The 18673-nt window shown below is 61.7% G+C and carries 15 protein-coding genes and 1 riboswitch; of the genes, 10 read left to right on the top strand and 5 right to left on the bottom strand.

Annotated elements, in window-relative coordinates:
- Positions 1-1233 precede the first annotated feature (1233 nt).
- A riboswitch (FMN riboswitch) is annotated at positions 1234-1431 on the top strand.
- A gap of 391 nt (positions 1432-1822) precedes the next feature.
- The 7 genes from pnuC (at position 1823) to trpC (ending at position 9453) form a co-directional block, all read left to right on the top strand.
- The gene (gene pnuC, locus O3649_RS03945) at positions 1823-2554 is read left to right on the top strand and encodes a nicotinamide riboside transporter PnuC (protein ID WP_005506248.1); all 732 of its coding nucleotides are present in this window, start codon (positions 1823-1825) and stop codon (positions 2552-2554) included.
- Positions 2555-3865, top strand: a complete 1311-nt coding sequence (gene ribD / locus O3649_RS03940; RefSeq protein WP_371572867.1) for a bifunctional diaminohydroxyphosphoribosylaminopyrimidine deaminase/5-amino-6-(5-phosphoribosylamino)uracil reductase RibD — start codon at positions 2555-2557, stop codon at positions 3863-3865.
- A gap of 251 nt (positions 3866-4116) precedes the next feature.
- On the top strand, positions 4117-5400 hold the full coding sequence (gene ribB, locus O3649_RS03935) for a 3,4-dihydroxy-2-butanone-4-phosphate synthase (protein ID WP_070634360.1): 1284 nt from the start codon (positions 4117-4119) through the stop codon (positions 5398-5400).
- A gap of 8 nt (positions 5401-5408) precedes the next feature.
- The gene (locus O3649_RS03930; RefSeq protein WP_303945245.1) at positions 5409-6179 is read left to right on the top strand and encodes a GTP cyclohydrolase II; all 771 of its coding nucleotides are present in this window, start codon (positions 5409-5411) and stop codon (positions 6177-6179) included.
- A gap of 57 nt (positions 6180-6236) precedes the next feature.
- Positions 6237-6713, top strand: a complete 477-nt coding sequence (ribH, locus tag O3649_RS03925) for a 6,7-dimethyl-8-ribityllumazine synthase (protein WP_371572864.1) — start codon at positions 6237-6239, stop codon at positions 6711-6713.
- 299 nt (positions 6714-7012) lie between these two features.
- Complete coding sequence (locus O3649_RS03920; protein ID WP_303970572.1) at positions 7013-8623, top strand: anthranilate synthase component I; 1611 nt, start codon at positions 7013-7015, stop codon at positions 8621-8623.
- A 14-nt stretch (positions 8624-8637) separates the two neighbouring features.
- The gene (trpC, locus tag O3649_RS03915; protein WP_070819672.1) at positions 8638-9453 is read left to right on the top strand and encodes an indole-3-glycerol phosphate synthase TrpC; all 816 of its coding nucleotides are present in this window, start codon (positions 8638-8640) and stop codon (positions 9451-9453) included.
- Positions 9454-9904: 451 nt separating this feature from the next.
- Here the strand turns inward: trpC and O3649_RS03910 are convergent, their stop codons facing one another.
- Positions 9905-11323: an MFS transporter gene (locus O3649_RS03910; protein WP_371572861.1), complete on the bottom strand. Its 1419-nt coding sequence runs from the start codon at positions 11321-11323 to the stop codon at positions 9905-9907.
- 180 nt (positions 11324-11503) lie between these two features.
- On the opposite strand from O3649_RS03910, the gene ftsY reads away from it, so the two are divergent.
- Positions 11504-12613 carry a signal recognition particle-docking protein FtsY gene (gene ftsY, locus O3649_RS03905; protein ID WP_005509162.1) on the top strand — a complete coding sequence of 370 codons (1110 nt, stop codon included), beginning with the start codon at positions 11504-11506 and terminating at the stop codon, positions 12611-12613.
- A 208-nt stretch (positions 12614-12821) separates the two neighbouring features.
- Entirely contained in the window at positions 12822-13871 is a 1050-nt protein-coding gene (locus O3649_RS03900) for a glycosyltransferase (protein ID WP_371572859.1), read from the top strand.
- Between the two features lie 152 nt (positions 13872-14023).
- On the opposite strand, the gene O3649_RS03895 is transcribed toward O3649_RS03900, so the two are convergent.
- Positions 14024-14926, bottom strand: coding sequence for a PIN-like domain-containing protein (locus O3649_RS03895; RefSeq protein WP_070616449.1), 903 nt, complete (start codon positions 14924-14926; stop codon positions 14024-14026).
- 438 nt (positions 14927-15364) lie between these two features.
- Here O3649_RS03895 and O3649_RS03890 point away from each other — a divergent pair, with 438 nt between their 5' ends.
- Positions 15365-15976, top strand: coding sequence for an ANTAR domain-containing response regulator (locus O3649_RS03890; protein ID WP_005509159.1), 612 nt, complete (start codon positions 15365-15367; stop codon positions 15974-15976).
- Between the two features lie 239 nt (positions 15977-16215).
- Here the strand turns inward: O3649_RS03890 and O3649_RS03885 are convergent, their stop codons facing one another.
- From O3649_RS03885 to O3649_RS03875, 3 genes are all read right to left on the bottom strand, one after another.
- Positions 16216-16464 (bottom strand): hypothetical protein, encoded by a 249-nt coding sequence (locus O3649_RS03885; RefSeq protein WP_070616452.1) that lies wholly within the window; start codon positions 16462-16464, stop codon positions 16216-16218.
- A 97-nt stretch (positions 16465-16561) separates the two neighbouring features.
- Positions 16562-17068 carry a PaaI family thioesterase gene (locus tag O3649_RS03880; RefSeq protein WP_070678042.1) on the bottom strand — a complete coding sequence of 169 codons (507 nt, stop codon included), beginning with the start codon at positions 17066-17068 and terminating at the stop codon, positions 16562-16564.
- 132 nt (positions 17069-17200) lie between these two features.
- The gene (locus tag O3649_RS03875) at positions 17201-18478 is read right to left on the bottom strand and encodes a dicarboxylate/amino acid:cation symporter (protein WP_005506227.1); all 1278 of its coding nucleotides are present in this window, start codon (positions 18476-18478) and stop codon (positions 17201-17203) included.
- Between the last annotated feature and the right edge of the window lie 195 nt (positions 18479-18673).

Here is an 18673-nt window from a genome sequence, read left to right as displayed (position 1 = left end):
TCCCGACGCACCCTCACCGGTTTTGATACGTACAGGGTCGCCTGCGATAGACATCTATCGTAGGCGACCCTGTTTGCGTATGAAGTTTTACCCGTGGGTTAGTTGTTTGGAGAGGTTGTACCGGTTCATGCTCGCGGGGGAGTGCCCCCTCTGCGGCGCTGGGGCGCCTTGAGGACGGAGCCCCCGCTTTGCGTGTCCGGTACGCCCTCTAGGTCGCCTACCCCTCGGGTTGGTTGAGATAGGGGTTGGTAGGCGGTTAGCTTCTCGGGTCAGCTTGCCTCAGTCTGGGGTATATGAGGCTGGTCTGGGGCTGAGTTTCGTGTGCAGCTCACCTGAGTTTGGGGTGGGCAGGGTTTCACAGGTTAAAAACGGGTGGCGTATTCGCTCCGGCACTGCGAATACGCCACCCAAACACACCACACTCCACAAGACAATGCAGAGCGCGCGGGATCAACCATCCCGCAAGGTTCCCGTAACCTCCATCGCGCACCACGGTAGGCGACGACAGAAGAACGGGAGCTTATGACCGTTTGACACACACAACGCCCCCTCGTACAGATATACAAAGGCGCACGCCATGCGATCTTCCGGAAGTTTATTCGGAAGAGCTCCCACGCCGGTTCCGTTGAGAAAACAATTCGGTGTGGTTGCCTCCCGATGGTGAAGCACATCAACATCGTGTGCCGCAATACTGCGCAATCCAGTACGCGCAGATGTTGCGTGAAAACCATCCTCAGGAATGCAGTCCGCGGGCCAGTTTTCCAGCTTCAAATGGCAGAAGCTTAAGGGTTTGATGTGAGTGCTCGGATGGTCCGAATCATGTTGCTCTCAACGGAACCGGTTTATCGGTGATGGGAGCTCCTGTAGATAAGAATAACCTTAAATCACCCCTGGAGTAAACCTTAAACCAATAATTTAACCTTATTGTTATAATTCCTTGTCATAAAGGTATTGACGGGTGTTCAATGTGTTCTGGGTAACCCCTCAGAAGGTCCTCATAACTCTTTGGTCTGTTTGGTGCTCTCCACCGTTATGAAACCGTGATAAATCATCCCCGAAAACTTGAAGAATCGGGTTCCAAAACGGTCCCGCAAGTGACTACCGCGAGGGCTTGTTGAGAGGGTCTTGAAGGCGCGCTGAGAGTACAGTCATAAAACGTCATCTTGTCACGGAAGTTATCCCAGAGAAAACAAATTAAACCCCCTGCGTGCGCTGTGGCATAATCAGTATCAACATCGTGCTCCGGGGTCGGTGAAATTCCGAACCGGCGGTCACAGCCCGCGAACCACTCTCGCAGGCAGGCAAAAATCGTACGAATCTTCGCATCCGCACAGGATGCAAGACTCCGCTAGAGAAGCCCGCCCGCAAGAGAGGCCGAACCGGTGAAAATCCGGTGCCGACAGTACAGTCTGGATGGAAGGTAGCACGAGCAGAAAAAGGCAGGAGCGCACTCCACCGCACCTCCCGAAAACCGGGATAACGTGCAGGGTGCACCAAAGCAGTTACTTGAGAAAACTGTTGCTAGAAAAACTGTTGCTCGAGAGCGCAGCGGTTTTCTGCGAGACGGCTTTTTGTGAGACAGGGGAGAGGCATCTTTCGTAGGTGCCGGTACGTTATTCCCCTCGACCGCAGCCGGCTGGTGTCAGCTGCGGTTTTCAGCTACGGTTGGCTGAATCGCCGCTCCCGCCTCACCACGGATACCGGGCACTCCCTAAGAAGCCCGCGCGGTAGCCGCCCTTTTTCTGTTCCTCTCCCCGGAGCCGCCGCAGATGCGCACCCAGCGCATCCGACACACGGTCCAACTCAGAGAGGAAAGAACCAAATGGACATCTTGCGGTGGCTCTTCGACGCACAAATTCACGTGGGGGACCAGTCCCTCCTCGTGCGCGAAGTTCTCGGAAACGCATTCGGCCTGGCATCGGCGCTCGGCGGCATGCGACGCAAAGTATGGGCGTGGCCCGTCGGCATTCTCGGCAATCTACTGCTCCTCACCGTCTTCCTGGGCGCCCTCGTCGGCAGCCCGCACCCCGTGACCATGCTCGGCCAGGCAGGCCGCCAGATCATGTTCATTGCCGTGTCCATCTGGGGCTGGCATCGTTGGCGTGCAACCCGCGCCGCCGGTGGTGACGCCTCCGAAGGTGCCGCAGTGATTCCCAAGTGGGCTACCAACACCGAACGCGCAGGCCTGGTTGTCGCCATGGTTGCGGGCACCCTGCTGCTCACCCCCATCTTCCGTGCCCTCGGCTCCTATGAACCGGTCTGGTCCGACGCCTGGATCTTCACCGGCTCGCTACTCGCCACCTACGGCATGGCGCGCGGCTGGGTTGAATTCTGGCTCATCTGGGTTGCCGTCGACCTGGTCGGCGTGCCGCTGCTGTGGAGCGCAGGCTACTACGCGACCTCCCTCATGTACGTGTTCTACGGATGCTTCACCCTGGTCGGCTTCTTCGTCTGGTGGCGCACCCGCAACCTGGAGGCGCAGAAGACCCAGGTACAGACCCAGTTCCCCGACGTGACCGTTGAGGTAACCGACGTGCAGAAGGGCCGTGCATAAATGCCGCAGAACCCCTCGCTGCAGGTGCTGGCGAGCGCGCACCTGCCCCTAACCGTCGCCCCGAGCGTATCTTCGCCGCGCAACGATGTAGACTACTCCGCCGCGGAGTACGGTCACCTCGCCGGGTTGCCCGCCGCACGCACCCTCCAGCTGCCCGGCCCCGAGCAGGAGCTCAGCCACGCAGAGGCCATGACCCTGGCGCTGCAGGCGGCACCCCAGGGTATCCGCGGCGCGAACCCCCTCGTCGGCGCCGTCATCACTGACGCGCACGGGCACCTGCTGCACGTGGGTTACCACCGAGGCGCAGGCACCCCGCACGCCGAAGCCGACGCCCTCGCCGCCGCCCGAGCCGCGGGAACCGACCTCACCGGCGCCCGCATGTACGTGAGCCTCGAGCCCTGCAACCACACCGGACGCACCGGCCCCTGCTCCCACGCCGTCGCCGAGGCGGGCATCAGCGAACTCTACTACGCCTACAGCGACGACACCGAAAACGCAGCTGGAGGCGCCGCCTACCTGCGCTCGCAGGGCGTCACCGTGCACGCCATGGAGGAGTTCGCGGACGCATCCTACCTGCTGAACGAGCGCTGGTTCATTGCCGCCGCCGAACGCCGCCCCTTCATTACCGCAAAGAGCGCGTCCACCCTGGACGGGTTCATCGCGGCTGCTGACGGCACGAGCAAGTGGATTACCGGCCCCGCCGCACGCATTGACGGGCACCTGATTCGTCACCGCGCCGACGCCGTCATGATCGGCACCCGAACCACCCTCATGGACGACCCGACCCTGGATGCGCGCGACGCCAACGGGGAACGCTTCGAGAAGCAGCCGTTGCGCGTGGTCATGGGTAAAACCGAGATTACCGAGAACTACCGCGTGCGCGGCCTCAACCCGCCCGAAGGTGTGGAGGCGGACCCGCAGAACTTCCTGCAGGTCTTCACCCACGACCCGCGCGAACTGCTCGATGAGCTGTACGCCCGCGGGGTGCGGCACCTCATGATTGAGGGCGGCCCCGGCATGGTTGGCCTCTTCGCCGGTGAAGACCTTATCGATGAGATGGTCTGGTACCGCGCCCCCATGATCATGGGGCAGGGCAAGAGCGCCGTGTACCGGCTGCTCGTGGACACCCTCGCGCAGGCGCCGCGCCTGCAACTGGACGATCTGGGCATGTTCCCGGCGGTGCGCGTGCTCGGTAATGACACCGCAACGCACCTGGTGCCGGCACCTCGCGGAACGGCGCAGGAACCGGGTGAGCGGCGCACCCTGCCGAAGCTGGACGCCTGCCACGCGCCCGAACCGAGGCTGGACTAGTCGCGGCTGGACTAGCATCCGCCTGGGCTAGTCTCCCTTCGGCTGAGCGCGGACGGGGGAGTAGTACCTCAAAGACCCCCCGCCGGCGCCCGGCTAGTTTGTGTCGGCTGGTTCGCATGCTGGCACAAAAGCTCCCCGTCACGGGGAATATTCGAAAAATACGTATAGTTATACCGACGAACAAACCATCGCCGCCCGTCGCCCTCAACGACGACGCCCCGGCGGACACGGCGAGAAAAGGAAAAGCACACATGTTTACCGGAATCATTGGCGCCCTCGGCACCGTAGAATCCATCACCCCCATCGAAGGTAGCGACGCAGCCTACCTGACCCTCAACGCCGGTGACATCGTCGCCGACCTCGAACACGGTGGCTCCCTCGCCGTCAACGGTGTATGCCTCACCGCTATCGACCTCGACCAGCTGCAGCCCGGCCAGTTCCGCGCCTACGCGATGGGGGAGACTCTGCGCCGCACCAACCTCGGCAACCTGAACCCCGGTGACACCGTCAACCTGGAGCGCTGCCTGCCCGCCGGTGGCCGCCTCGACGGTCACGTCGTGCAGGGCCACGTGGATGCGGTAGGTACCCTCGCATCCGTCACCGCGCACGAGGCGTGGAGCACCCTGCGTTTCAACCTGCCCACCGAACTGGCACCCCTGCTCGCCGAGAAGGGCTCCATCGCTGTTTCTGGCGTGTCCCTGACCGTCACCGCCGTTTCTGAGCCCGGCGAAAGCCCCGCATGGTTCGAGGTCGGCCTGATCCCCGAAACCCTGAAGGCAACCAACCTCGGCGCCCTCAAGGTCGGCGACAGCGTGAACCTTGAGACCGATGCGCTCGCTAAGTACGTGCAGCGTCTGACCGCGTTCGCAGGCGTGCCCCAGGCTTCTTCCTCTGAGCAGGTTGCGCCGCGTCGCGCCGACGCCGCAAGCGTCCTCGACAGCGTGCAGACCGCAGTGGACGCTATCGCCGCAGGTCGCGCCGTAGTCGTCGTTGACGATGAAGACCGCGAAAACGAAGGCGACATCATCTTCGCCGCCGAGCACGCAACCCCCGAGCTGATGGGCTTCATGATCCGCTACACCTCCGGCGTGGTCTGCGCACCCCTGAGCAACAAGCGTGCCGACGAGATGAACCTGCCGCCCATGGTCACCAACAACGAAGACCCCAAGGGCACCGCATACACCGTCTCCTGCGATGCGGCATCCGGCGTGAGCACCGGTATCTCCGCGGCGGACCGCGCCCGCACCGTGCAGATCCTCGCGGATGCAGCCTCGACCCCGGCGGACATTACCCGCCCCGGCCACATCTTCCCGCTGCGCGCCGTTGACGGCGGCGTGGCGGAACGCCCCGGCCACACCGAAGCCGCAGTGGAACTCTCCCTCGCGGCGGGCCTGTCCGGCGTGGGCGTTATCGCCGAGGTCGTGCACGACGACGGCTCCATGATGCGTTTCGACGCACTGCGCGCCTTCGCCACCGAGCACAACCTGCCCATGATCTCTATCGAAGACCTCATCAAGTACGTAGCTAAGGCGTAGGAGAACGCATGAGCGAAACCCCTAACACCCAGGCAACGCCAGGCACCCTGGTCGAGCCGGTTGAGGCGCAGGCTGAAGAGCTCAGCGCCGAATCCCTGCGCATCGCCTCCCAGCTCGCTGAAGGCTACCGAGTCAGCCCCCTCGACATGGTGCCCAACCCCAGCCCGCTGCTGGTCGAAAGCACCGAAGAGGTCGCCGTACCCACCCCGCAGGGCCTGTTCGGTCTGCGCGCCTGGCGATTTGCGGACGGCGCCGAGCACATCAGCGCCCGCGCCCTCGACCGTGACGGCACCCCCGTACCCGCCGAGGACGGGGGAGCGCCCGCGGTACGCATCCACTCCGAATGCGCCACCGGCGATATCTTCGGTTCCTTCCGATGCGATTGCGGCCCCCAGCTGGAGAACGGCCTGCGCATCATTGGCCGCACCGGCGGGTACCTCATCTACGTGCGCAACCACGAAGGACGCGGCATCGGCCTGGTCAACAAGCTCCGCGCCTACGCGCTGCAGGATGCCGGGCTCGACACCCTCGACGCGAACCTGGCGCTCGGCCTGGACGGCGACATGCGCGACTACTCGCAGGCGGCACTGATCCTGCAGGAACTCGGTGTGAACGAGCTGAGGCTCGTGACCAACAACCCCGCCAAGCAGGAGGCGCTCGAAAGCCTCGGCCTGCAGGTCACCGAACTCATCCCGGACGAAATTCCCGCCCGAGTCGAGAACGCACACTACCTGCAGACCAAGCGTGAGCGCATGCGCCACGTGCTCAAAAGCGCGTAGCGGCACCCCTGCAAACCCCTAATTTTTCAAAAACCCAAAACCCACAAGGAGAACACAATGAGCGGCGTAGGCGCAGCAGACACCACCCTCAACCCCGAAGACTACAAGGGCTTCAAGCTCGCAATCGTAGCGGCAAGCTGGCACACCGAGGTCATGGACGGCCTCATTAACGGTGCTAAGCGCGCCGCCTACGTAGCAGGCATCGAGCCGACCCTCGTGCGCGTTCCCGGCACCTTCGAGCTGCCCGTCGCAGCGACCCGCCTCGCTGAGAAGTTCGACGCAATCGTCGCGCTCGGCGTGGTCATCCGCGGCGGCACCCCCCACTTCGACTACGTCTGCCAGGGCGCAACCAACGGCCTGACCGACGTGTCCGTGCTGACCGGCCGCCCCATCGGCTTCGGCGTGCTCACCTGTGACAACGAGCAGCAGGCACTCGACCGTGCAGGCCTGGAAGGCTCCAACGAAGACAAGGGCTACGAGGCGACCGCAGCGGCACTGCAGACCGCAGCAACCCTCAAGCAGTTCAGCAACTAACACGGCTGAACGGTACGCGGCTCAGTTTCATGAAGAGAACTATTGGATCTTCACCGTGGAACTGGGCCGCAGCACCGGTTAAACTGAAACAACCCGCGCACCGGGCTTACCGGGATTTATCAGGCATTATCGGGCGTCTATGGATCTGGCAGGTATATGCCAGAGAGATACACGCCGGCACATATGTCCCGGTACCCCCATATACCGGTAAAACCGCATGCACCGGTAAAAACCCCGCGCGGCAGCTAAGGGACACAGCGCACTGACGCGCTCCCAACCCAACACCAAGGAGTACAGCAATGCAGGATTTGGGCACCATCACCCCCAGCCTCGAAGAATTCCGCGCCCGCGCAGCCGGCACCCGCGTCATTCCCGTACACATCAAAATCCTCGCCGACTCACTCACCCCCATCGGCATCTACCGATCCCTCGTACTCCAAAACGACCAGGGCGAACCCGTCGAAGCAGCCCACGGCACCTTCCTGCTCGAATCCGCCAAAATCTCCGCAGAAGGCGAATCCGCAGCCTGGGACCGCTACTCCTTCATCGGCGCGTCCTCCCGCTCCACCCTCACCACCGTTGACGGCGCAGTTCACTGGCAGGGCCGCACTCCCGCCGGCGCACCCGTCGATGGCGACCCCGTAGAAGCCATCGCCAAGACCCTGCAGATGCTCTACACCGAACCCGACCCGACCCTGCCGCCGCTCACCTCCGGCATGGTCGGATACCTCGGCTGGGACGTCGTACGCCACTGGGAGCACCTGCCCTTCCCGCCCGCCGATGACGTGAACCTGCCCGAATTCGCGCTCAACATGGTCTCCGACATGGCAATCCACGACAACAAGGACGGCACCGTCCTGCTCGTCGCCAACGCCATCAACTTCAACGGCACCAGCGAAAACGTCGACGGCGCCTACGAAGACGCCGTCGCGCGCCTGCACAGCATGCTCCGCCGCCTGCAACGCGGCGCCACCGCAACCACCTCCACTCTCTCCGGCGTAGCAGACGTTGACCGTAAGGTCCGCGAAGACGTCACCCTCACCTGGAGCGAACAGGGTTTCAAGGACGCCATCGACCGTTCCAAGAAGAACATCATCGACGGCGACGTCTTCCAGATTGTGCTCTCACGCCGATTCGAAGCCGAAACTAACGCCAAGGCACTCGACGTGTACCGTGTACTGCGCCAGTCCAACCCCTCGCCGTACATGTACCTCTTCAACTTCGAAGACAGCAACGGCACCCCCTTCCACATTGTCGGCTCCTCCCCGGAGGCGCTCGTCACCCTCAAGGACGGCATCGCCAGCACCCACCCCATCGCCGGTTCCCGCCCGCGCGGCGCAACCCGCGAAGAAGACCTCGCACTCGCCGAGGAACTGCTCGCCGACGAAAAGGAACGCTCCGAACACCTCATGCTCGTCGACCTGGCACGCAACGACCTCTCACGCATCGCCAAGCCCGGCACCGTGTCCGTCGACCAGTTCATGATTATTGAGCGTTTCAGCCACATCATGCACATTTCCTCCGCAGTCAGCGCCGAACTCGACCCGCAGTTCAGCGCCTACGACGTGCTGCGTGTCGCCTTCCCGGCAGGTACCCTCTCCGGCGCGCCCAAGCCGCGCGCCATGCAGCTCATCGACGAATACGAACCCACCCGCCGCGGCGTCTACGGCGGCGTATGCGGCTACTTCGACTTCGCCGGCAACATGGACATGGCAATCGCCATCCGCACCGCCGTCCTCAAGGAAGGCACCGCCTACGTGCAGGCAGGTGCGGGCCTCGTCATGGACTCCAACCCGGACTCCGAAACCCTCGAAACCGTCAACAAGTCCGCCGCCCCGCTACGCGCCGTGCTGACCGCCTCCGGCCTGGCACCCCTGGACGCAGACGCAGCCGTCAACGCCACCAAGTAACCCAAGGAGACACCATGAGCACCGTTCTCGACGAGATCATCGTCGGCGTCCGCGAAGACCTCGCCGCCCGCGTACAGCAGGTTCCCCTCGAAGAAATGAAGAAGCGCGCCCTCGCAGCCGCACCCGCCCGCGACGCGCTCGCCTCCCTACGCGGTGAAGTACCCGGCGGCGGCAACGGCACGACCGCACGCATCATTTCCGAGGTGAAGCGCTCTTCACCCTCCAAGGGTGCGCTCGGAGAAATCCCGGACCCTGCCGCGCTCGCCGCACGCTACGAGGCAGGTGGCGCCGCAGCGATCTCCGTGCTCACCGAACAGCGCCGCTTCAACGGCTCCCTCGCCGACCTCGACGCAGTCCGCGCCGCCGTGAACATCCCCGTGCTGCGTAAGGACTTCACCGTCGACGAATACCAGATCTGGGAGGCACGCGCACACGGCGCCGACCTGGTTCTGCTGATTGTGGCGGCCCTCGACGAGCAGACCCTCCGCGAGTTCCTCGAACTCACCGAATCGCTCGGCATGAACGCCCTCGTCGAAACCCACACCCCCGAAGAAATCGAGGTCGCCCAGCGCATCGGCGCGAAAATCGTGGGCATCAACGTGCGCAACCTCAAGACCCTCGAAGTCAACAACGAACACTACGCATCCCTCGCAGCGCACCTGCCCAACTCGGTTATTAAGGTTGCTGAGTCCGGTGTCTCCAGCATCGAGGACGTACGTGCCTACGCTGGTGCGGGCGCCGATGCGGTCCTCATCGGTGAAGCACTGGTACGCTCCGGCGACCCCGAAGGTACCGTGCGCGAATTCTCCAAGGTGCCGGTGACCCGCTAGCCTGTGGGTTAGTTGTTTGAGATGGCGTACCGGACAACGCTCGCGGGGGAGTGAGGCTTCCGTGGGCTAGTTGTTTGAGATGGCGTACCGGACAACGCTCGCGGGGGAGTGCCCCCTCTTCGGCGCCTTAACCTTCAAAGAACCCAGCCGCTTTGAGGATGGAGCCCCGTCGCGTGTCCGGTACGCCCTCTAGGTCGCCTATCCCTCGGGTAGAGGAGAGAAGAGGGTGGTCTGGGGTTTCCTTCTCAGGTCAGCTCGCCTCAGCTTGGGGTATATGAGGTTGGTCTGGGGTCGGATGTTGCTGTCAGCTCACCTGATTCTGAGGTTATTTGTCCTGTCGGATTTTTTATCTACTTCCGGATAAAGACCTGATACATACACATAAAGCCGGTGCCCGGTTCCTGCCACCTCACAGGAACCGGACACCGGCTTTTTACCTATTAGAGAGCTCTTAGCGGCCCGTATAGTCCGCGTCCGCAATATCCTTCGGCCAGCGCGCCTTACGGAACGGCGCCCACGTGAACGCCGCCGCCACCAACAACAAACCACTCATAATGAACGCCGGAACAAAGCCCCACGCATCCGCAATCATGCCAGCCACCAGCGGGCCCAGAATCATACCGAAATCGCTACACATCTGATACACCGCCAACACCTGGCCGCCACTGCGGCGAGTACCAATCACATCAGACACCGCAGCCTGAATCGACGGACCCATAAACGCCGCACCAATACCCAGACACGCCGTCAACGACACAAACACCCACGCCACCGGCGCGAAACCCATAAACGTCACCGCAGAACCCGCCAACAGCAGACCCGAAAACGCCATCACACGGCGACCAAAACGATCCGAAAAACGACCCGAGAACGTCTGCGTCAACGCATTACCAAACGAGTTCGTCGCCATTGCCAAGGAAGCCAACAGGGTACCCGCCACCGAATTCGACATGTCGCCGCCAGTCGCCAAATACGCCGCCGCCAACGGAATAATCGACGACTGCACACCAAACACCGACCAGCCAATCGCCCAGTTCGACACCAGCGCAGAACGGTAATTCGAGAACTTCAACGCGTCACGAACCGTCATCGCCGGCAGGTCGCTCTTACCCGCAGCGCCGCCGGATGCAGCAGGCTTAGCCGCCTTGCCGGATGCGCCAGCCTGAGTGTTAGCAGGGGAAGGCGCTGCCGACGGCAGCACCCCGGTGCCCTTACCCTCAGCCAGTGCCGCCGCCTCCATAATCGCGTCGCGCTCCGCCTCCAGCGCCGCCTGCGACGGCATCAAGAACCACACAATCAGGCCCGCCGCCAGCAGCGAAAAACCATACACAATGAACGGCGCACGCATACCAAACGGCGCCAGCGCGCTCGCAATCACCGGGCCCAGCAGGTTACCCAGCAGGAACGCCGTCGCATAATAACCCGAAATACGGCCGCGCATATGCGCCGGGGACAAGCGTACCAGCAGGCCCATCGCAGAGACCGTGAACATGACCGAACCGATACCCGCCACCGCACGCGAACCCAGCAGCACCCAATAATCCCAGGCGAACGCAATCATAAACGACGTCACCGACACGATCAGCATGCCAATCGTGTACACCGGACGCTCACCCCAGCGGGTAATCAGCTGACCCGCCGACGGCGCAAAAATCAGGCGCGTAATCGCCAACGCAGAAACCACCATCGTCGCCATCGTGACCGTCGCATTAAAGTTCTGCGCATAGTTCGGCAGCACCGGCGCCACCAAACCAAAACCCACCGCAATCATGAACGACGCAGCAATCAGAACCTTCAAACCGGTCGGCACACGGTTCGGATCAATCGTGCGCGGGTCAAAAACAGGCGGTGTTTTGGCAGGGTTCCTCATGTTCATCCTCGAAATCGTGCGGTGCCGTGCGGCAGCCGCGGGCCCCACCCGCAACTGTCAACCATGTGTTCGGCTAAAAAACTTAACAGTGTCCAGTCTACTCCGCCGACAGCCGGGCATGCGCGTCACCTCGACCAGCCAAACCGCCCAAACCGGTAAGCTAGTAGTGTGAATGAAACGATGATGATGATTTGCGCGATTGTGCTGGGTGTACTGGTTATCGCCGGTATACTTTTCGCCGTTCTGCGCCGACCCAAGAAGACCGCGAACCTGCAGTCTTTGCGCCAGGAGGCGGCTAAGGCCTCCGGCGGTTCGGCGGAAGAACCCGAAAGCTCGGCACCTCGCGCTATTGAACTTGATATGCCCGACCCGTCCGCGGGTCGCCTGGTGCGCCTGCGCGCCCGCCTGGCTCGTTCGAACAACATGCTCGGCAAGGGCCTGCTGGCTCTGCTTTCTCGCGACCGCATCGACCAGGACGTCTGGGATGAGGTTGAGGAGACCCTGCTGCTTGCCGACCTGGGTTCCGAGCCGACTACCCGCCTGGTGGAGGCGCTGCAGCAGCGCGTGCGCGTTGAAGGTACGAGCAACCCTGCCGCCGTGAAGAAGATGCTCCGTGAGGAGCTTGTGAAGATTGTTCGCCCCGACATGGACCGCGAGCTGAAGACCGCCGGCAGCGACGGCAATCCCGGCGTGGTGCTGGTCGTGGGCGTGAACGGCGTCGGTAAGACCACGACCGTCGGTAAGATCGCCCGCGTGATGGTCGCTGACGGTCAGACCCTGCTCCTGGGCGCCGCGGACACGTTCCGTGCGGCCGCGTCCGAGCAGCTGACCACCTGGGGTGACCGCGTGGGCGTGAAGACCGTGCGTTCCGAGAAGGAAGGCGCCGACCCCGCATCCGTCGCGTTTGATGCCGTGAAGGCTGGCAAGGAGCAAGGCGTCGACACCGTGCTCGTGGACACCGCAGGTCGCCTGCAGAACAAGTCCGGTCTGATGGATCAGCTCGGCAAGATCAAGCGCGTTATCGAGAAGGAAGCGCCGGTCACTGAGGTTCTGCTCGTCATTGACGCGACCACCGGCCAGAACGGTATGGTTCAGGCGAAGGTCTTCGGCGATATCGTGGATGTCACCGGTATCGTGCTGACCAAGCTCGACGGCACCGCAAAGGGCGGTATCGTGGTCGCTATCCAGGAGGAGCTCGGCGTTCCCGTCAAGCTCATCGGCCTGGGTGAAGGCCCGGACGACCTGGCACCGTTCGACCCGGAAGCATTCGTGGACGCGCTGCTGGACTAGCATCCTTTTCCCTCTGCGCCGAGAAGCCACATGTGTTGTGAACACATGTGGCTTCTCGCGGTTAATGGGCGGGTAATGACGACGGGCAGTACATGATTCGAGGCTCTGGGATATTCTGAAATTAGAAGATGCGCCGACCCTTCAAACGGTCCCGAGCATCGCACACCATACAACCCAATTCACCCCGAACCTCAGCGAAGGAGCCACCATGGTAGCCACCAACCTCCCCGGAACTCTTCCCGCCCCCAACTACCGACCCACCTACCGCTCCAACGGTGCGTGCGATGACCTCGCCGCACTCGTTGCACCCTACAGCCTTTCGCGCGCCCAGCTGGCTGAGGCTACCGGCATCGCTGATGAGGCTACCGTGAACAGCTGGGTTGCGCAGTGCCGCCCCGACCTCGCTGCGGATGCGCCCGCGCCCCTCGAGCCCGTGCTGCGGTACCTGGACGAAAGCTACCTGCCCGACCCCGCAAACTGGCCCGGCAGTAACGCCTACGACGAGTTCATTCTCGAGAACATTGCCGCACGCATGCTGGCACGCGTTGTTGCTGACACTTTCGGCGCTAACCGTTCGGGTAACTACCGTGAACTTCTCGCACTCGTTGCGACCCTTGTGCTGATCGCCCGATGCTGGGCGGGCACCGATGAGGATTTCCTGACCCTGCTCAACGCCGAGCCCACCGCGGAAGCGGAAGAGTACCTGCAGGAGGCTATCGCGAACGCCCCCGAGTCCCTGCACCCCCTCCTGACCGAGCTTCTGCTGCCCGCCCTGCGTGAGGCGCGCGGCACCTTCACTGCCGCTGAGGCGCAGCTGCTCACCGGCTACGCGCTTGCCGCCGGATACTACGCGGGCGAGCATCCCTACGAGACTCTGAACGGCATCCACATTGCATTTGCCGCGGATGACCGCGCACTGCCCGATGATGAGCTGATGAGCCGTGTTGAGGACGTCCTCAATGCTAACTTTTCCGCTGCTCGTGCGGAAGCCGGCACTGCTGACAAGAACCCGGAGCCGCACGAGTTCACCCTGCCCGGCGACCAGGAAGGCTACGAAACCGCCGCACACCTGATTGCAGCTCTGCCCCAGGCTCATGACGTTATCGCTTTCAGCGCCCACCCCGGCGAAGGAACCAGCGCGCTCGCCGACGACCGCCGCGCCGCCTTCACCCTATACCTGTGCTATCTGCTCCTCGGTGATGACGAGTCTTCGGAGCAACGCGCCGCTGAGCTGTACCGCGCCAGCCGTGAGAACTAGGTTTTCGCGCCCTACTTTGATTCTGTAGACACCTTGCCCGCAGACGCTAAGAAGCCACATGTGTTCGGAACACATGTGGCTTCTTGCGGTTAATGGTGGTGGTGGGTGTGGTGTGGTGGGATTATTCTCAACGGTGACTGTGCACGGCGAATTTACACAGCTACGGGCTGTTCCGCGCGAATCGCGCTGTAGGTCGCGTCGCTGACGGTCACGCCGTACTGGTTGGAGGCGAGGCGCAGAATCTCCTCGACGGTGTAGATGCGGAACACGCCGCCTCCGGTTGCCTTAGCGTATTCACGTAGCAGCTGGCGGTTCGCGAGCTGGTGTACGGGTTCGCCACCCGATGCGGCGCGTACCTGCTGACCGTTGCGTAGCCAGGTGTCGCGCACACCGCCGGTGACAAAGACGCAGTCGGTGCCCTTCACGCGGGTGGTTGCTTCGGTAACGCACTGGTTCCAGAGCGCGAAGTCGGCGTCAAAGCTGGCGTTAGCGAGTAGCGGGTGGCCTTGTGCGAGGGCTTCGCGGCACTGCTGTTCATGGCGTTCGGGGCTGGGCGCGGCACCCACGTGTCCGGTGAAGATGCGGTTCAGTCGCGGCAGGATCGTGTCGTCTTCGCGGCGTGCCACGTTGATTGATCCGGTGTCGGTGGTGGGTTCGAGAATCCGCATGATCTGTGCGATGGAGTGGTCCAGCTGGTGCGTGACGGAACGCAGCGCACTCCAGGGGGAGTTGCGTTCTTCGGGCAGGGTTTCTTTGAAGGATGCGAGCGCTGAGCGGACGCGTTCTGCGGCGGCGGGCACGGGGGATGCGCCGTCGAGTGCTGCCCAGAATTCTTTGAGCGCCTGGTGAGGGAGAAAGGCGTGTCCGCGGAGCTGGGAGTAGGCGCGGAGGATTTCGTCGCTAATGTGGGTTGGGTAGTTGTAGAGGCTTGCAAGCGCGGTGGAGTCGAAGGCGACGAGAATTCCGGGGTGAATGGAAGTCAGCGGGGCGCGGTCGAGTTCCTTGTACTCGACGAAGTCTGAGTACAAGGTGCGTGCTTGACGGGTGATTGGCATGAATCCCCTCCGGGTATCGAGTATGGTCGGTCAAATGCGAGTGCCGGAGAAGTCGAGGAGAATAATCCATTCCAGTGTATCGGCCTTCTTTGGCAGGTGATGGAGTTTCGGTATAAATATTTTGTTTATTACGTTTGTATCTAACCCGATGATGCGTTAGTGCATGTCAGAGTCATTTTCGGGTCTATGTTTTAGGTGTGAATTTCGCCGCGTATGTCTATGTTGTGAGGGTTTTTCTTTGTGGTTATGAGCAGTATAGAACAAAAATATGCATTAAGGTGCAAAATTTGTGTGGTGGCGCCCAAAATAACGTCAAAAACCCTTCCCACCTGCATATAGGATGCATGTAACACGCGGGGGACAAGGCGAGAAAGTAGATGAACATTTATTCCCTCCTGTAGACTTTAAGTGATTCAAATTTGATAAAGGAGAAGAGTAATGTCAGAGCTGACCACTCAAAATCAGGCGGAGGAGCAAGGTCCCGCTCGCACCGTCGTCGTGGCAGAAGATGAGGCATTGATTCGCCTCGACATCGTCGAAATTCTGAAGGACCAGGGTTTCGATGTTGTTGCAGAAACCGATAACGGCAAGACTGCTGTCGAGCTAGCACAGAAGCACCGCCCCGACCTCGTCCTCATGGATGTGAAGATGCCGATTATGGACGGCATCACCGCAGCTGAAGAAATCGCGAAGGAGCAGATTGCTCCCGTCGTTCTGCTGACTGCATTCAGCCAGAAGGAACTCGTTGACCGTGCCGTTGAGGCAGGCGCTATGGCGTACGTCGTCAAGCCGTTCTCCCCGAACGATCTGGTTCCCGCCATTGAGGTGGCGATTAGCCGCTACGAGCAGATTCGCGCACTCGAGAAGGAAGTGGGCACCATCCGCGACCAGTTCGAGACCCGCAAGCTCGTTGACCGCGCAAAGTCGCTGCTCATCACCAAGATGAACCTGACCGAGCCAGAAGCATTCCGCTGGATTCAGAAGACCTCCATGGACCGCCGCTTGTCCATGCGCGAAGTTTCCGACACCATCATCAAGCAGCTCTCCTAAGCACAAGACGTGCAAAGTACGTGACAGTACAGGTACGAATGCACGCTACGGCGAAGACTAGGAATCGCCGCTGAACACACACGGCTGGTGCAGTGATGAACCAGCGCCTTATCCATGACACACAAACGCCCCACCCCTCACAATGAAGCTGAGGGACGGGGCGTTCGTGTTTAACGGTTCGCGTGTGTGCGTTGTAAACCGGCGCTTAGCGCGGGCGGGAACCCAACGCTACACGGAACTTAACGCAGGTAGCGGTTCAAATCGTCTTCGTCATTGTTGGGGCCGCTGATGGGGCGGTCCGTGGGGGAGCCAGCCCAGAGCATGCCGCCGGTACCGAGCATCACGCCCAGCCACCAGAAGCTACCGGGGTTGTTGATAGCGGTCACTAGGCACACCAGCATCACGCCGATTGCGATGGGCAGGACAATGCGCTTGGCGCGCACAATCTTCGGGTAACGCTTGAAATAGGGGGTGAGCTCGCGGGCCATGGTGCTCCTTCTGGTCGTACCTTCTGGTGAGTGTTAGCGGGGTGCCGTGTACCCCGTGCTTCTACGATTTTAGGCTACTTGCTGAAGTCGTAGGACGTTAGGCGGTGGGGCGGGGAATCAGCATGTTGGTGATGCGCGCGGTGCAGGTGGTGCGGCCGCGCTCATCCACAATGTCGATGGTGTGGATGCACAGGGTGCGTCCGAGCTTGACGGCGGTGCAGGTTGCGGTAACCACGCCGGAGACTGCCGGGCGCACGTGGGTTGCGTTGATGTCCACACCGACTGCTACGAGGGTTTCGCCGCCGTGCACACCCGCGGAGAGCGAGCCGAGGGTCTCGGCGAGAACCACGTTGGCACCGCCGTGTAGCAGGCCGATGGGCTGGGTGTTACCGGCGACGGGCATGGTCGCGACGGTGCGTTCTGCGGTGAGTTCCTGGAACTTAATGCCCATGGCGGGGATGAGCTCGCCTAGGCCGCGGGGGAAGTAGGGGTGCAGGTGCTCGGGGATGCCGCTTTCGGTCAGCTGCGCCTTGATTTCTTCTGCGGTGAGGGTGGTGGGCGCTGCCGCGCGGACGGGTGCGTGCTGTGTGTTGTTTTCAGTCATGACTTCCAGTGTACTCCTTGGTTTTTGTTGCTTTGGGTGGGATAGCTTTTCGCGAGTGCTTCCGGGTACGAATCAGCCCCGCCTCCTACAGGGGGAAGCGGGGCTGAAAAACGCTATGTGAGCGGATGAGGATTAGGCGGAAATAGCTTCTGCCTTTTCGATGTCCTCGTCGCGGATTTCCTTATCGGGGTTCGCTCCGATTGCCTTGGAGATACGCTCGGTCAGGGCTGCGATGGTCGCGTCACCGGTCACGTTGGTTGCGGTGCCGAAGGAGTCCTGAGCCAGGTACAGGGCAATCATCAGGGCAATCATGGAGGCATCGAAACCGAGCATGGACTGCAGCAGGCCGATTGCGGTCATCACGCCACCGCCGGGAACGCCGGGAGCGGCAACCATCATCACGCCGAGCACCAGAATCATGGGGATCAGGCTACCGAAGTCGGGGTGCTGACCGGTCATGAACAGCACTGCCACCGAGCAGGAGGTAATGGTAATCATGGAGCCGGAGAGGTGAATGGTCGCGCACAGCGGAATCGCGAAGTCCACCACGCGGGGGGAGATGCCAGCCTTCTTCGCCGAACGCACGGTCACCGGGATGGTCGCAGCCGAAGACTGGGTACCGATCGCGGTGAAGTATGCCGGGAGCATGGTCTTGAGCATCTGGATGGGGTTGCGGCGAGAAATCGCGCCAGCCACCGAGTACTGCAGCGCCAGGGTGACCCAGTGCAGAATAATCACCATGACGAACACAAGACCGAAGACGGAGAGGATCTTCGCCACCTGACCGGCGAGGGTCATGTTTGCGAACACGCCCACAATGTGCACCGGCAGCAGGGGGATAATCACGTAGCCGAGCATCTTCTCAACGATGACCTGGAAGTCCTCGAAGAGGTTCAGCATCGCACGGGTCTTCAGTGCGGTAATGCCCAGGCCCAGGATGAAGGAGAGAATCAGTGCGCTCAGCACGCCCATAATCGGGGTCAGCTCGAAGGAGATGTAGCCCTTGGACAGTGCGTTCTCGGGGTTATCGAAGGAGGCGAGCTGCTGACCCTTCAGGATGATGGGGTAGAGCAGCAGTGCGCAGGTCAGTGCCAGGAAACCAGCAAGGATGCTGGAGATGTACGCCAGACCCACGGTGATGCCGAGCATCTTGCCCGCACCCTGCGCGAGGGAACCAATGCCGGGCACGATGAAGCCGATAATAATCAGCGGAATCGCGAAGCTCAGGAAGGCGCTGAATACGGTCGAGAAGGAGACGAAGAGCTGCACAATGAGGTCGGTGGGGATGGCTGCGCCGGTTGCGTCATTGATGCCGCTAATCATTCCCGGGGTCAGCATGCCGATGAGCACACCCGATGCAATCGCGATGATAATCCACGCGAGAAGGGGAAGTTTTTTGAGTGCCTTCATAGTTTCCTAAATGAGGGTTCGTTGTGTGTTAAGCGCGGGAGGTGCCCTCACGGTCCGGTGGATCCTGCCGGTGAATTCTGGGTAGAGTTCTGCCTATGAATACACGGGGTGTGGGGGTTCCTACGCTGGAGGCGATAATAAGGTTATATATTATCTGGAAACCGTATTATTATCCACCTTACATAGTGGCTTGGG

This window comes from Rothia sp. 27098_8_29 (assembly GCF_041432785.1).
GTDB classification, from domain to species: domain Bacteria; phylum Actinomycetota; class Actinomycetes; order Actinomycetales; family Micrococcaceae; genus Rothia; species Rothia mucilaginosa.
This window is presented reverse-complemented; position numbering and strand designations above follow the sequence as displayed.

Excerpts from the sequence above, each read along its gene's own strand:
- O3649_RS03890 (WP_005509159.1), top strand. The coding sequence starts at position 15,365 with ATGTCAGAGCTGACCACTCAAAATCAGGCGGAGGAGCAAGGTCCCGCT.
- O3649_RS03920 (WP_303970572.1), top strand. The coding sequence starts at position 7,013 with ATGCAGGATTTGGGCACCATCACCCCCAGCCTCGAAGAATTCCGCGCC.
- trpC (WP_070819672.1), top strand. The coding sequence starts at position 8,638 with ATGAGCACCGTTCTCGACGAGATCATCGTCGGCGTCCGCGAAGACCTC.
- O3649_RS03885 (WP_070616452.1), bottom strand. The coding sequence starts at position 16,464 with ATGGCCCGCGAGCTCACCCCCTATTTCAAGCGTTACCCGAAGATTGTG.
- pnuC (WP_005506248.1), top strand. The coding sequence starts at position 1,823 with ATGGACATCTTGCGGTGGCTCTTCGACGCACAAATTCACGTGGGGGAC.
- ftsY (WP_005509162.1), top strand. The coding sequence starts at position 11,504 with ATGATGATGATTTGCGCGATTGTGCTGGGTGTACTGGTTATCGCCGGT.
- O3649_RS03930 (WP_303945245.1), top strand. The coding sequence starts at position 5,409 with ATGAGCGAAACCCCTAACACCCAGGCAACGCCAGGCACCCTGGTCGAG.
- O3649_RS03880 (WP_070678042.1), bottom strand. The coding sequence starts at position 17,068 with ATGACTGAAAACAACACACAGCACGCACCCGTCCGCGCGGCAGCGCCC.
- O3649_RS03875 (WP_005506227.1), bottom strand. The coding sequence starts at position 18,478 with ATGAAGGCACTCAAAAAACTTCCCCTTCTCGCGTGGATTATCATCGCG.
- ribH (WP_371572864.1), top strand. The coding sequence starts at position 6,237 with ATGAGCGGCGTAGGCGCAGCAGACACCACCCTCAACCCCGAAGACTAC.
- O3649_RS03900 (WP_371572859.1), top strand. The coding sequence starts at position 12,822 with ATGGTAGCCACCAACCTCCCCGGAACTCTTCCCGCCCCCAACTACCGA.
- ribD (WP_371572867.1), top strand. The coding sequence starts at position 2,555 with ATGCCGCAGAACCCCTCGCTGCAGGTGCTGGCGAGCGCGCACCTGCCC.
- ribB (WP_070634360.1), top strand. The coding sequence starts at position 4,117 with ATGTTTACCGGAATCATTGGCGCCCTCGGCACCGTAGAATCCATCACC.
- O3649_RS03910 (WP_371572861.1), bottom strand. The coding sequence starts at position 11,323 with ATGAGGAACCCTGCCAAAACACCGCCTGTTTTTGACCCGCGCACGATT.
- O3649_RS03895 (WP_070616449.1), bottom strand. The coding sequence starts at position 14,926 with ATGCCAATCACCCGTCAAGCACGCACCTTGTACTCAGACTTCGTCGAG.